At 57.0% G+C, this 13,748-nt stretch carries 12 protein-coding genes and 1 pseudogene; 7 read left to right on the plus strand and 6 right to left on the minus strand.

The window, feature by feature from the left end; genetic code table 11:
• Positions 1–280 precede the first annotated feature (280 nt).
• A complete protein-coding gene (locus tag FHT76_RS32820; protein WP_183757595.1) occupies positions 281–772 on the minus strand; it encodes a hypothetical protein in 492 nt (163 codons plus the stop codon).
• Between the two features lie 205 nt (positions 773–977).
• On the opposite strand from FHT76_RS32820, the gene FHT76_RS32825 reads away from it, so the two are divergent.
• The gene (locus FHT76_RS32825; RefSeq protein WP_183757596.1) at positions 978–2,630 is read left to right on the plus strand and encodes a hypothetical protein; all 1,653 of its coding nucleotides are present in this window, start codon (positions 978–980) and stop codon (positions 2,628–2,630) included.
• A gap of 840 nt (positions 2,631–3,470) precedes the next feature.
• On the opposite strand, the gene FHT76_RS32830 is transcribed toward FHT76_RS32825, so the two are convergent.
• On the minus strand, positions 3,471–3,686 hold the full coding sequence (locus FHT76_RS32830; RefSeq protein WP_183757597.1) for a hypothetical protein: 216 nt from the start codon (positions 3,684–3,686) through the stop codon (positions 3,471–3,473).
• A gap of 291 nt (positions 3,687–3,977) precedes the next feature.
• Here FHT76_RS32830 and FHT76_RS32835 point away from each other — a divergent pair, with 291 nt between their 5' ends.
• The 3 genes and pseudogenes from FHT76_RS32835 to FHT76_RS32850 all read left to right on the plus strand — a co-directional run bounded on the left by FHT76_RS32835 (position 3,978) and on the right by FHT76_RS32850 (position 9,365).
• Positions 3,978–5,159, plus strand: a complete 1,182-nt coding sequence (locus FHT76_RS32835) for an alpha/beta hydrolase (protein ID WP_183757598.1) — start codon at positions 3,978–3,980, stop codon at positions 5,157–5,159.
• 13 nt (positions 5,160–5,172) lie between these two features.
• Positions 5,173–7,116 (plus strand): mechanosensitive ion channel family protein, encoded by a 1,944-nt coding sequence (locus FHT76_RS32840; protein ID WP_183757600.1) that lies wholly within the window; start codon positions 5,173–5,175, stop codon positions 7,114–7,116.
• Positions 7,117–8,209: 1,093 nt separating this feature from the next.
• A pseudogene (locus FHT76_RS32850) lies at positions 8,210–9,365 on the plus strand (DUF3422 domain-containing protein).
• A gap of 186 nt (positions 9,366–9,551) precedes the next feature.
• On the opposite strand, the gene FHT76_RS32855 reads toward FHT76_RS32850, so the two are convergent.
• From FHT76_RS32855 to FHT76_RS32865, 3 genes are read right to left on the minus strand one after another with little or no spacing between them, the layout of a single operon-like run.
• Positions 9,552–10,598 carry a GlxA family transcriptional regulator gene (locus tag FHT76_RS32855; protein WP_183757602.1) on the minus strand — a complete coding sequence of 349 codons (1,047 nt, stop codon included), beginning with the start codon at positions 10,596–10,598 and terminating at the stop codon, positions 9,552–9,554.
• Between the two features lie 37 nt (positions 10,599–10,635).
• The gene (locus FHT76_RS32860) at positions 10,636–10,800 is read right to left on the minus strand and encodes a hypothetical protein (protein ID WP_183757603.1); all 165 of its coding nucleotides are present in this window, start codon (positions 10,798–10,800) and stop codon (positions 10,636–10,638) included.
• Positions 10,784–11,041, minus strand: coding sequence for a hypothetical protein (locus FHT76_RS32865; RefSeq protein ID WP_310503294.1), 258 nt, complete (start codon positions 11,039–11,041; stop codon positions 10,784–10,786). Before FHT76_RS32865 ends, FHT76_RS32860 begins: the two co-directional genes overlap by 17 nt.
• A gap of 232 nt (positions 11,042–11,273) precedes the next feature.
• On the opposite strand from FHT76_RS32865, the gene FHT76_RS32870 reads away from it, so the two are divergent.
• The 3 genes from FHT76_RS32870 to FHT76_RS32880 all read left to right on the plus strand — a co-directional run bounded on the left by FHT76_RS32870 (position 11,274) and on the right by FHT76_RS32880 (position 12,830).
• Positions 11,274–11,975 carry a GntR family transcriptional regulator gene (locus FHT76_RS32870; protein ID WP_183757605.1) on the plus strand — a complete coding sequence of 234 codons (702 nt, stop codon included), beginning with the start codon at positions 11,274–11,276 and terminating at the stop codon, positions 11,973–11,975.
• 147 nt (positions 11,976–12,122) lie between these two features.
• Positions 12,123–12,506 (plus strand): flavin reductase family protein, encoded by a 384-nt coding sequence (locus tag FHT76_RS32875; RefSeq protein WP_246712666.1) that lies wholly within the window; start codon positions 12,123–12,125, stop codon positions 12,504–12,506.
• An 81-nt stretch (positions 12,507–12,587) separates the two neighbouring features.
• Positions 12,588–12,830: a hypothetical protein gene (locus FHT76_RS32880; RefSeq protein WP_183757607.1), complete on the plus strand. Its 243-nt coding sequence runs from the start codon at positions 12,588–12,590 to the stop codon at positions 12,828–12,830.
• Between the two features lie 262 nt (positions 12,831–13,092).
• Here FHT76_RS32880 and FHT76_RS32885 read toward each other — a convergent pair whose 3' ends face one another.
• Positions 13,093–13,386 carry a hypothetical protein gene (locus FHT76_RS32885; RefSeq protein ID WP_183757609.1) on the minus strand — a complete coding sequence of 98 codons (294 nt, stop codon included), beginning with the start codon at positions 13,384–13,386 and terminating at the stop codon, positions 13,093–13,095.
• Between the last annotated feature and the right edge of the window lie 362 nt (positions 13,387–13,748).

Genomic DNA, 13,748 nt, shown 5'->3' on the forward strand with positions numbered 1-13,748 from the left:
CATAAGGGGACCCAAGTCGTGTCTATTCACACTCGATATGGTACTTTTTACAACTTACTCGCACCGGTTATTATTGTCATCCAGAATTAGTTTCGATTACTTCATTATGTGCTTGCACAACCATGCGAAAAAGTAGGTTCTCGGCAGATCCGTTAATCGACAAGCTTATGATGATTTGCGCTAGTCGCTTAACCCCACTGTAAAGGCGGAATTGATACCAGGATCCGCGGCCTGGCATTCGTCGGATTAGGCCACGGACGAAACCAGCATTGCGTTGGCTTCACAATGTCAGTGTCAACTGCTGCATGGTACCTGCGGTCCAGGGCTCCAGCGAAGACATGGTCAGTCCTAGCAGTCGAACTCCTTTACGTGTCGGAAATGCGCTTTCCAGGAGCGCGGCAATAGTTTCTTCGATCGCCGCTGGCGATTGGAAGCCCTGTGCTATGCTCTTGGAGCGCGTGATCTGGTTGAAATCTGAATACTTCACCTTCAGTGTCAGGGTCTTTCCCGAGATGCTGTTCGCCTCGCAATAGCGCCAGACCTTGGCGATCAATGGCTTCACGCCTTCCAGTGCAAGCTCGTAGGAGTGGCTGGTCGCGTTATTCTTTTGGTTTTGAACGTGATAGTTGAAGACTTGCCAGGGAAAAATTCCGGGTGAGTAAGGACCTGAATTATGACCTGCCCTTTGCGAATGACGGATTGGGCTCTTGACGCAATTCGCGGCTGCAACCGAGCTCACGATTGAGCAAAGATAGGTCGTGATTGAGTTCATCGCACCAATCGGGCTCGGTCGAGAGCTGGCTCAGGAAACTTGGACAGCATGGATAAGTGGAATTTCTGACTGACTTCGGCTTAGATGCGGGAACAGGAGATACCATGACGAGACGACCGCGCCGCAACATAGCCCGGCCTTCAAGGTGGCGCTTGCGCCATCAGGGGTGAATAGACGCTGGTGGAATTATCTCTAGTAGTTCGACGTGCACGCCAATCAAATCAAGCAGTGGAAGGAGGAGCTCCTTGAGGGGCGACAGGCATTTTCGGCGATTCCCTTGCGAGAGCGAAATGTCTGCTGTCTTGCAGAATTCGGCGGGCGTAAGACTGAGATTGATAGCGAGGATGAAACTAGGGGCGGTCCAAAGATGCGTTGGCCATATCATTCGCCTACCAAAGGTTTTCCGCTAAGTAAGCCAAACGTTGAAATCGAAAAAAACGAAGATAAATGCTTAATTGGTGCCGATTTTCACAGGGTGAAGGCAATGCACCGCTCGCTGCTGTACCTAATTCTCATAAGTAAAATCCCTTTTGTCACCCTCCTGCCGGGACAAGTTGTCGCGGAGGATTCGTCTTCGAGCGTTTCCGATAAAATACTTTCGAATGAAACGCCGGTAGAAGAAATATCGGGCTTTCCCGACTACATCGAATTGCCAGAACTATGGGCGACACGTATGCGGGAATTGTTTGCGCTGACAAAAAGTGAAGGCCGGGAGTTTTCTTCCTGTATGGGTTTCGACGCGGCCAATGGCGTGTGGACAGCTGGTCCTGCGCTGGCGGGCTCCAAAACAACAAGCTCGTTCATTCAGGATTCCGTCAATTGTACCGGCAAACAAATCGCTGATGTCCATACTCACCCTGTTTCCAGCGCGCTACCATCGGAGATGGATTTTCGGCACGCACTTGGCTACGAGAGCTTAGTCTCAAGCTTTTCGGTATATCTGAACGAAACTTGTGGACTCATTAAATCCACGTCGGCAATTGGTATCCCCCCTGTTCAGGGCGTGATCGAGTATGGGATTGGCGAAGCCGCTTGGTCTATGGCGAATCCGCCCAAACGGGACGTTTCGGCTTCGGTAATTGCTGCCGCAGCTTCCAAAGTCGAGATGGCACTATATTGCGGGGATATAGGTGGTCGACTTAACCGGGTTGAGGCGATGCCGGGTCTCAAATTCGCGGACCCGTTATTTGTCATCCTGGCAAAGGGGGTTGTGCTATCGATGGGATACCATCTCAACCTTGAACAAACGCTCGACTACTCAACTGAGTTGGACGAAGGATTTAGGAAAAGCCTTTTCGATGCTAAATGGCTAAGTGCTTCCCAAGCCGAGGTAGCTTTACGAGCTTCTCCGAAAGTGATGTATGGGAATTTGCTGACAGCGGCCATGTACAGCGACGTGAAAATTGGGATTGGCGCGGGTACGACCATTCCAGATATTCGAGATGACACACCGAAAACCTCATACTTGTCGTCGTGCTATGTCGGCAAGCGTGGAAAGGAGTGCAGAGTTGTCGAGCTGTTTGGGACAGCACTAAAGTCCAAGTTACTTCGCAACTTGGCCTTTTACGATCCCGACACGGGCAATCACTTAACAGTGCTGAAGTCAGGTAGCGGCTGGATTCTTCGAAAGACAAGGGTGGGGGAGTTCACCTACCTGGGTGAGTGTAAATTTGTCGGTCGAGACTGCGAAATTGACGGCAAAGGTGTAATGGCTACAGACGAAGGCGTGCAGTTTGAGGGTGTTTTTGAAAATGGGCACGCGACTGGGATTGGTACAGCAACATACAGAGCGAGCGGCGAAGTTTGGAAAGTCAAAGCCAGCGAGAGCGGGTACTCGAAGCTGGAGCGCATTCACTGACCTGACGGACGACAGGCCTGCCACACGGGCATCACTTGGCGGTATTCTCGTTGACACGTCGTAGGGGGATCCATCTACAGGAGCGCGATGCCCCTCTCTCGGTCAAGCGGACAGAGAAACTAAAAGATGCAGAACGAAGCTGCTTTCGCGAAACTCGAGTAATGCCCGAGACCGCCGGGGTGAGGGTGATTTGCCGGACATCGACGTCGGAAGCATTTCCTTTACCCCTGTTGTCACATCGCTGAGCTGGTGTTTTCTCCCTATGCTTTGACTTGTGCTGGTCGATGTCGAGGGGACCTAATAATGACAAGTGCAAAGACAGGCGAGATGGTCGTTCCGACTCCATCTGGAAGTGCTGAACCAGTTGGACCGCATTCCCGAGGGCGCCTGGCGATTCCTCACCCATCGTGACAGACACGCTTGCGGGCCGTTCGCAGTATCTCAAGGCCTACACCATCGCTGAGGTCGTCTTTGGACGGACCAATTTCGATGCCCAGAACGGTTAGGCTGTCCGAATGGAGGCGGGCCGAATTCGCCGCGAACGCGAGCGATTTCACCTCATGGCGGGGCCTGGCGAACCTGTTGTCATCACGATCCCGAGGGCGGGAACGTCCCAACGTTCAAACTGGCTCGCGCCGGCTTGACGATGCGATCGAAGGCGCGCCGACGCTCTCCTCGCCCTCAAGTCTTGTCGGATCCTGCGCCGAACGAAGCGGCCGTTGTGGCCGAGCGCAAAGAAGGCGCGGTTCAAGCGCTGGGACGTCGCTGGGACGTCAACAGTGGCAGCGATGATGGCAACTGGCATTTTTGTTGAAGTCAGGCAGCCGGCAAAAGATACAGTCATCGATGGGACTGCCAATGATCGTTGTCGACCGCTTCCAGGATGTTGCCGGAACCTCCACGATCTCGGACGGCGTCACCGGGGAAGTGATTTCGAAGCTGGTAAAGTTCAAGGAAATCCTTGTCGTCGATGGAGGCGCCGCCCACGAGGAATCGGTTGCTGTCCGGAACGCCCGTTTTGCGCTTCAGGGAAGCGTTCGGCGAGACGGCGATCACGTTCCATCCCTGCGCTCATGCCATCGATCAAGCGCGAAGTTTCGATGCGTCTGGCACGTCCGGAAGACAGGGAGCGGATCCTCGCGGGACTGCGCGCTGCCGGCGCCGAATTGTCGGGGGGCTGGCCGACCATGACCAATTAGCCACCGCATGGGGTGACAGGCGTGGCAATTCCGCACATGGTGGCTGCCACGTCGACAGATACTACATGATGTTACACGCCTAGACATGCGCTAGCTGGTAGCCTCCAGCTGAAACGCCCCTCATCCGGGCGACAGCTGGAACACGTGCATGCCAAAGCGTCTCATTCCTCTCCTTCTCCTCCTCTCCGTGACGGGCTGTGGACATCCAGACGGCGTCATGACGCCGATTCCTCTCCCCGCCTCCTCGTCCCCGATCTCCAAGGTGGCAATGCTGGTCGCGACTACACGCGAGTCACCCGGCGATCCTGCCACGCTGTTTAACGGCTCGCTCCCGCCAAAGCGTGAGCCTGGTACGGTGCAGGGGCCTAGGCGCCTGCCACCGGACCCGGCAACGGATTTTGCCGTAACCGAAGTCCAGCAGATAGACACGATTGCGAAGGAACGAGCATGGTTGGCGCAGCATGTGGACGGGGGCCATGCGCTGGTGTTTATTCACGGCTTCGACAATACCTACGAGGATTCCGTCTTCCGGCCGGTCCAGATCGTGCACGACAGCAAGATGCAGGCGACACCCGTCCTGTTCACCTGGCCCACGCGTGGTGAGATCACGGCCTATCAGCATTACAAGGAAAGCACGAACTATTCGCGCACCGGGCTGGAGCAGGCGCACCGCACGCTCGCCGCTGACCCAAATGTCAAGGATATCACCATCATGGCCCCTTCGATGGGAACATGGCTCGCTATGAAGTCCCTGCGTCGGATGGGCATACGAGGCGGCCAGGTGAATACGAAGATCGACAAGGTGATCCTTGCCTCGCCGGATATTGATATCCAGGTGATTGCCAAACAGTTCATGGAAATGGGGGAGCCGCGTCCGAAGTTCACGATCTTCGTCTCGCAGGATGACAAAGCGCTTGCCGTCTCGAGTTTCATCACCGGCCACGTGTCTCGTCTCGGCGCGATAAATCCGGCAGAAGAGCCCTACCGGTTCGAGCTGGAAAAGGCCGACATAACCGCAATTGATCGAACAAAGGTAAAGACCGAGGACGGGCTCAATCACGCCAAGTTTGCCGAAAGCAGCCCGGAAATCGTCCAGCTCATCGGCCAACGCCTGATGACTGGCCAGACACTGACCGGTTCAAACGTCACCCTCGGACAGGGCATCACAGCCGTCGTTGGCGGGACCGTCTCGAGCGTTGGCACGGTCGCGGCCACCGCTGTCGCGGCTCCGGCGATGATCATCGAGCAACCGCTTGCAAAACGAAGAAAGCCAGTGCCTGCCGACGAGACGCTTGGGGGTGACCTGAAGCCGCAGACGCTTACGCAATAGGAAGGGTATCAGCATGAAATGGTTATTGTCTCTCATCGCCGGCCTTTCCATCGCGTTCAACGCAATGGCGCAATCGCCCGCCCCCGCCCCCGCCCCCGTCGCGGAACAGAAGATCGACGAGCTTGTGCGCCTGCTTCAGGATCCTGAGGTTCAGACCTGGCTGAAAAGCCGCAAAGGCGTCGGCACGGAAGGTGCAAGACCGACTTCCCCGCCACACACCTCCAGCCTGGCCCGCTGGGAGACAGCGGCGCGGACACGCGTTCATGAAATTGTCACGGCGATACCAGCCATTCCGTCAGAAATCGCTGCAGCGGCTCTCCGGACACGGCATGATGCAGCGAGCCGGGGCTATGCACCGGTGTTTTTCATTTTCGCCGGATTAATCCTTCTCGGGCTTCTCGCAGAGGGTCTTTACCGCAGATTTGTCGGGTCCCGCGACACGCTCGCCGGACGGCTGGCGCCAATCGGCATCTTCACCGGCGCTATGGCCATCGTGTTCTTCGCGGTGGAATGGCCACCGCTGGCCCGCATCACCCTGCTTGCCTATCTCTCGGCGTTCATCCTATTTCGCCTGGCGATCGCCTGTCTGTCAGCAGCCGATATCACACGCTCACTGCGCACAAGGTTGGCGGTCCTCATCGGGATCATCTGCCTGTCGGTTGCAACGGCGGCGGTCGGTGAGCCGCTTGGCGTCCCGCTCACCGTCACCGACGCGATCAGCTACTGCTTCTCCTCCATCATATTGCTCCTTGCGATCGAGGCGGTGTGGGCCACCTCGCAGCGGCCCCGCGCATGGAAAGCGGCCTTTGCAGCCTTCATCGTTACACTATGGCTTGTCTGGAGCCTCGACATGCGTGGTCTCTTCTGGATCGGGATCTACGCGCTCATTCTTCCAGGTGTCCTTAATACAGTCGGGCGTATCGCGGGCACCTTCGTAGCCGACCCGGCCAGTCTTCGCGGCATCCTGCTCGTACGAGGCGCAAGGGCAGCTGTCATCGCGCTCGCCGTCGCATGGCTGGCGCTGGTGTGGGAATTCAATCCCGATACGCTGGGTCAGCGTGATCCGGTCATCGTTGCCCTGTTCTACGGTGGCCTTAAAAGCGTCCTGATCCTCGTCTGCGCCGATCTTGTCTGGCAACTGGCCAAAGGCTGGATCGACCGGACACTACGCGTAGCAACGGATACGACCTTGCTTGTGCCGGCCGATGCGGCCCGCCGGGCCCGGTTTCGGACGCTGCTTCCGATCTTTCGCAATGCCCTGGCCGTCATTGTTGCCGTCATGGCGGCCCTGATTGTTCTGGCCGAGCTCGGCGTGCAGATCGGGCCACTAATCGCGGGAGCCGGCATCTTCGGTGTCGCGATCGGCTTTGGTTCGCAAACCCTTGTCAAGGATATCATCAGCGGCGTGTTCTACATGCTCGACGACGCCTTCCGGGTTGGCGAATACATCCAGGCCAAGGATTACAAGGGAACCGTCGAAGGCTTCAGCCTGCGCTCCGTCCGGCTGCGCCATCATCGCGGGCCAGTATTCACAGTGCCCTTCGGTGAACTCGGCGCTGTCGAGAACATGAGCCGCGATTGGGTCATCGACAAGTTCAGGATTACCGTCGGCTTCAACACCGATATCGAGAATGCGCGAAAGTTGACTAAGAAAGTCGGAGCCGAATTGAAGGACGATCCGGAACTCGGAAAACTCTTCATCGAGCCCCTGAAAATGAAGGGCGTCGAGGACTTTGCCGACTATGGCATCGTCCTTAGCTTCGCTATGACGACCGTTCCCGGCATGCAAACCTATATCCGCCGCAAGGCCTACGCCAAGATTCGGGAGGTCTTCCTGTCAAACGGGATCTCGTTCGCCCAGCCGACAGTGCAGGTCGGAGGCGACGACAAGGGCGGCGGCGCGGCGGCCGCCCAGGCAATCCGGGCCCAGCAGGCTGGCGATGCTCCAGTCGAGTGAGGAGCGCTGTGGAATGATCGCTGGCAACGATCGGCCAGAAAGCAGTCTGGCTACAGGTTGTGCGCCTTTCGCGTGACACGTCGACACATCGTCTGGATTGTCGTCCGGCTTGGCACAGTGACGCTAAGGGGTCGCGCCAGTGGTCGCTAGCGCGACCACTGCATCCGATCCTACACGTTTTCAGGACCTGCGATGAGTGCGGCAATCGAGATCGCCGGCTCTCGGTCCGCGTAGTCGTTAATATAGCCTTCTAGCAATAGCACCGGACCGAGCAATCTTTTCGGAATTATCAAGATCTGGATGGCAGACATTGCCGTGTCAATGGAAGCGACAGTCGAAGCAAAAGCCGAAATCGCGCCCTATGTTCGTGATCATTGAAGCTTTCAGGATCCAACATGAAGCCCTCCTTTAGGTGCCGCTGAGGAGGAGGAAACATCGAAGAGCCATCAAGTCCAGTCTGATGACCGCACATGCAGTGACCGTTCTCCGCTCCATCTGTGGGACACGCCTCGACGACAAAATCGGCGAACCTCAAGCCGAACCGACGATCATGCGATGTCTCCGTCATAAAGGCTGCGTGACCAACCGGCTTCTGACAGGCAATATCCGCCCTTCAGCACCTTGCAGGAGCTCGAAGCCTGGGGGCAACCTCCATCAGAAATCCTAATGGAGGATACCGTATTGGATGATCCCCTTCCCGATCTGATCGCATCTCTTCGTCTCGCCCGAGACCTGGCTGAAAACGAGATCGGGAGTGAGGTTCTTTGTTTTTTTGATCACGCAATCAATGAAGTGAGGTGGAGGTTGCGCGAAGGACCTCTGCCGCGGTTCAAAAGCAGGCCAGCGGCGCGATCGCGTATCAGGATTTTTCGTCGTCGCATGGCAGACACAGTAAGGTCAATTCATCCCCGCTGCACGACAACACTTTCCAACAGCCCTGGTTTTCCGTAGTCTACCTTTTTCTTTCACGCGAAAGCCACCATCGATGTCGGGGAGCCGAACGAGAGTGATTTCAAAGTCCCAGAAGGAGTTGGGCCTTGGTTCATCCAGCAAGGAAGATACCGACGAATCCTTAAGAAGCGACCGCGCACCCATCGACTTCAATGCAGAACTTCACGCGCGGCCTTCTCTATACTTTGCTGGCCCAGCGATCGTCGAGCATGTTGCCTTCATGCCTGCAGATGGGATAATCAAAGACTTTCACGACAGCGTCCAGGCAGATCTCTGTCCGGCTCGAGCATCACACCGAATTCGTCACGGTGACGCGTGCGGAAGCTTGCTGCCGAGGCGAAGACCTGGCCCGAATCTGATCTTGCAGAGACAGATTTCGCGGCCCTCGCCGGGCTAGCGTCTCCTCGCCTCGTTTGCCATGTCAGTATTCTCGTCATGCCGGAGGCTCCGGCCGATCTCGGGCCTATTCTTCGGACCTTTGACTTCGGAGACACCGCCGCCTCTTTGATCGGCGGCGGCTCTGCCCAGATTTGCTCCGATTTTAGAATTCGACCGGCTCATTTGAGCAGGATCCCTCTTTTCAACAAGGATCTCAATGCGCACCGGCTAGGGCGGATGTTACGGCGGATCTTTGAGATCGAGACCTACCGTGCCATGGCGCTACTCGGCCCTCCTGAAGCGCGGCGGCTCGCTCCCGTACTTGGTGGCTACGATACCAAGCTTGTGGAGCTCACGAAGCGCAACCTGATGACTCCGGCGGCCGACCACAAGCGGGTCCTTGAGGACATCACGATACTGTCCTCGCACATTATTTCGGCCACGGCAGAGACTCGCAACCGGTTCGGAGCAACCGGAGCATACGCCAAGATTGTAGAGGAACGGATCGCGCTGCTCCGGGAGACACATGTCCCGGGCTTTCAGTGCTTCGGCACGTTCGTCGAAAGGCGGCTCAAAAGCCTGCGGTCAGAACATGCGAGGCAACTGCCCTTCGGCTGGAACAGCTCTCACGCGCCACGATGCACCTGCTCGACCTGCTGCAGACACGCATCCAGGTCGAGATCGAGTATCAAAACGCCACTCAAATCCAGGCCATGGCGGATCACGCTGCCACGCAGGTCAAAATCCAGCGCACTGTGGAAGGGTTCTCGATCATAGCGATCAGCTACTATCTGAAGTTCGTGTTCGAGACCGCTGACCACGCAGGCTATCATTTCAGTCCGGTCATCATGCTGGTTTCGATCCCGATCGTCATGGCTGCCGTCGCCGTTACGATACTTCGCGTCAAGCATGCCCTGTAGGCAGAGGCGTAGGGCCGCGGCTACAATCGGAAACCTCGCAGCGATAAGGACGGCAATGGGGTTCGTCAATTGACAGACGAACCCCACAACCTATGTCTCGGCTTTCTCATCCTCGGACCAATTCAAACTAAAATTGTCTGGTAAAACTTGGTTGCGACACACCAGCAAGAGCCTGGCGCTACCCGATCACGTGCGGTTGATTTCAGCTGTCGTCCGTCGAAGCGCAGCAGCACCTATATTTTCTGCGCGAACAGTCTCCAGCCTGAGGTTTTTTCGAACTGTCGCGGGGGGATTTCCAAAGCATTCCCGGAACTTCCGAATGAAATGCGAAGAATTCTCAAATCCCGACATGACCGCTATCTCAGCCAATGGCAGGGTTGTTGTCTTCACCAGTCGCATCGCCGCGTCTAGCCGAACCCTTAGATAAGCCGAAGCGGGCGAGACTCCGAGTTTGGTTCTGAACGACCTTTCTAGTTGCCTGCGCGACAGCCCCGTCTGACTGGCGATATCCTCGATTTCCAGGAGGTCCTCCAGATGTTGCTCCATGATCAGCAACGCCATCTCGACGCGCTTGTCATCGGCTCTTTGGCCGAGCGGGTTGCGGGTTTGCATTTCTCTTGCGTCCCGGCGTCTGGCGATCTGGAGGATTTCCAGCGCATTCCGCTCGGCGAATTCCCCGACATGGCGGTTCAACAAAAATGCCGCGAGGTCTGCAGCGCTGCTGCCGCCTGCACAAGTAATGATATTGTCATCCTCCACGAAAAGTTCGTGCGATGTTACGGGAGTATCGGGGAATAATTCGCGAAACTCGTTATGATGCAGCCAGCTGACACAGGCCGTCCTTCCTTTCAGCAAGCCAGCATCGGCCAAGATAAAGCTGCCGGTGCAGAGCCCGATTACAGGAACTCCATCTTCGACAGCCCCACGTAAGTACCGAATGGTATCAACGTCCAACGCTTCCGCGTCGGTAAGTCGGCCCCCCACGACCACGATGTAGGTGAATTCCGTTGCGGGCCTCAACAGCGCCGTCGGCACCACCTGCACGCCAGAACTGGACGTTGCGAACCGCCGGTCGGAACTCATTACCAGCCAATCGCACGCCACCCGCCCGGACTTGTCCTTTTCGTCGCTCCCCAGTCGGAGAGTGTCGACAAACAACGAAAACGCGCTCAGCGTAAAGTTCCTTGCCAACAGAAATCCAATTTTCAATTTAGCCGATTTGCTGCCGTCCATACCACTCGACCGTCCTCATCTTGCGAGAGGCCAAATCTTATACCAGCAGGTGCAGTGTCACCATATATCCTGCGTTATTGGGCAGCAGGTTCATTGGCATTTGCTCATCAAGCGGTCCTGAAAGCCAGCTGCAGATCTTCAGTTGCATGCTCTTGCCTTCGGCCGCGCGGCGACTATCGGCGGGATTAGCAGCGGCGACCACGCAACAACCATTTCCCGCCCGCTCGCCGGATGCGGTTGCGGCACAATGTGGCCTCTCGGGGTCCGGCGAGCACAGCTGTGAAATCAGGCAGGTTTCGGCGTGAGAGCCGGTCCAGGCCAAGCGAAGCACGGATCCTTTGGATGGTCGTAGCATCGGCGTTGTCACCTGCTATGACGACGGTTGGATCGTCTGGGCTCAATCGCAAGAGCAGAAACACCACGATCGAGGCCACAGCTATCACCGGATGAAACCATCAAGCCTCTTCAGGATAAAACTTGCGCACCCAGCCATGAATACATTTATTGTATACGCTTTAGCTAGGTTCATGCATACGAGCAGCCGGGGTCGCGTAATGCGAGCGACGCAGGCAAAAGCGAGCGCCAGGAATGATGTTTGTGGATCAGGTACGCACTGGACAGAGGCCCATTTCGTATGCAATCCATCGCCTCAACCGATTTAAATGGAGACTTTCAATGACCAAGAAGGCAGGCTCGGCAGGCGGCCGCGCGCACGCGGTTCATCGTGCCCTGAAGCGAGCCATCCTTGATCAGGCGCTGACGCCGGGATCGAAACTGCCCGAGGACTCCATCGGGGAACGACTGGGCGTCAGCCGCACGCTGGTCCGCGAGGCGCTGGTGAGACTGAGCAGTGAAGGTCTGGTGGAACTCCGCCCCAACAAAGGCGCCGTTGTTGCTCGACCAACGCTTGAGGAGGGAAGAAATCTGTTCCTGACGCGCATGGCGCTCGAACGTCTGGTCGTCGAAACACTGTCGGGAAAACTGGCCGAGCCCCAGATCGCAAGATTGTCCGATCACATCGCGACAGAAGAAGCCACCACCAAGGATCATGCCGCATCCATTCGACTTGCGGGAGAGTTCCATACGCTGCTCGCGCAGATGACTGAGAACGAGAGCCTCATTCGCTATATCAACGAACTTGTTGCCAGAAGCTCGCTCATCCTTACGCTTTACGGCCGACCGCACTCGTCGGAATGCGCGGTCTCAGAGCATCGCGAATTGCTGGAGACACTGATGGCGGGCAAGACTGGGCGCGCCATTGAACTGATGGCGCACCATCTGGAGTCGATTACAACCCGTGCACTTCTGCCGAGCGAAGACCGGGTGAATATCCAGGATGTCCTGTTGACCTATGCAATGGCGGAAGGTCTGGGCTAACCTGCACATCGCGAGATGACAGGAGCCGGGCGACGTTTCCGATTGTGAACAAGATCCACGTCCAGCCGGTCGAAGTTCATAAGGCCTACCGTCTAGTTAACCATGGGCCAACCGTTCTCGTGTCCGCCCGGCATGACGGCGTCGACAATGTCATGGCGGTCATGGTGCTGGGGTCTCGACATTGATCCGCCCAAGCTGATGGTCGTGGCAGACAGCATTGCCAGGATACGCTCGCTGATGGAAGCAAGCGGGCGCTTCGTCGTCCAGGTGCCAACCGTGGCGCAACTTGACCTGACCCAACAGGTCGGAACGCGAAGCCTTCACCGGGATTCTCAGAAACTCCTGGCATCCGGCGTGTCACTCTTTGACATTCCAGAGCAGGACCTTCCGTTTGTTGAAGGCTGCTCGGCGTGGCTTGCTTGCCGGGTAATCGGGGAGCCCCACATCCAGTCCCCCTACGATCTCTTCATTGCGGAGGTGACCGCAGCTGGGCCGACGAACGGGTATTCAGGGACGGGCATGGCACTTTGAAACCGCCGGGCCCGAGTGGCGCAGCCTGCACCATGTCGCAAGTGGCCATTACTACGCGATCGGCGAGGCGCTGACGGCGCGGTGAAGGTATTCGGTATCGATTTAACCAGCAAGCCAAGTCGCCGGAAGCCGATCACCCGCGCCATCTGCGAGCTTAAAGGCGATGTGTCGACATTCATCGCGCTCGAGACCTTTGCCACCTTCGCATCCTTCGAGGATTTCCTTTCAACCGGAGGCCCGTGGATCGCCGGCCTCGATTTTCCTTTCGGCCAGGCGCAACGATTTGTCGAGACGATCGGATGGGCAGCCCGCCATGATCTGTGAAGTACCGGTTTCCCGCATGACCTGGGCTGAGGCCTGCGACTTTGTGGAGCTGATGAATTCCCTTGACGGATCGACAGGATGGCAGCTCGCTGCGCGAAGCCATTGGCCGGGGAGTGACACCCGTCAAGGCGGAGCGTCAAAGGCAAGCTGACGGTCGCGGGGACAGCCATTCGGCAGGATTGGTGGGAGAAGCCAACGGCAATCATCGGCAGCCCGTTCGCAACCGCATCCAGCGTCGTCCCGATCTCCCAACCTCGGCTTACTAGTGAAGCGTCGGCGACATCGAACGCCGGGACATGACCTGTCGCATCACGCTGATGAGCCTTGCGGCAGATCGGATGATTTCAAGAGCGACATCGTGGTCGCCATGCGCAATATCGTTGACCATTGCTTTGACAGACGCAGCGACGTCTTCGAGGATGGCACTCAGATCGCTTTCCTCGCCCGGGAGCTGTTGCCCGAATGCTGATAGCGTCTCGGCAAAGCCGAGCAGAATCGAGCTGGTCTGCTCTGCGGTAAGGGTTGGGGATTGGCTGAGGGACAGATGCTTTGACATATCGGTTCACTTGCGTGTGTTCATAGATGTCGCGACCGGATTGTATTTCAAGTTGCGCTGCACTTCGTTCAGCATTCCCTCGCCCTAATTATGGGCTGAACCTTGCGGTCCCGTACAGCGTTATCAGCAACCACAGCTTCGGCGTCTTCACTCACTCCTGGCGACTTCAAACGCCTCGCCCGCCAAACGCTTCGCAGTATCATCAGCAACACGCCGGCCGTCATCGTCGACATCAACCCGAGATAACCAACGAATATCCACCACAGCATGTCGTTATCCTTCCTCTGTGCCTGACCCGACGTTTAGCCCTTGGGCCTCGGGCCAACCCTGGTAAACACCCCCTTTCCCGCCATAACCGTCGT

The sequence above is a fragment of the Rhizobium sp. BK176 genome, assembly GCF_024808055.1.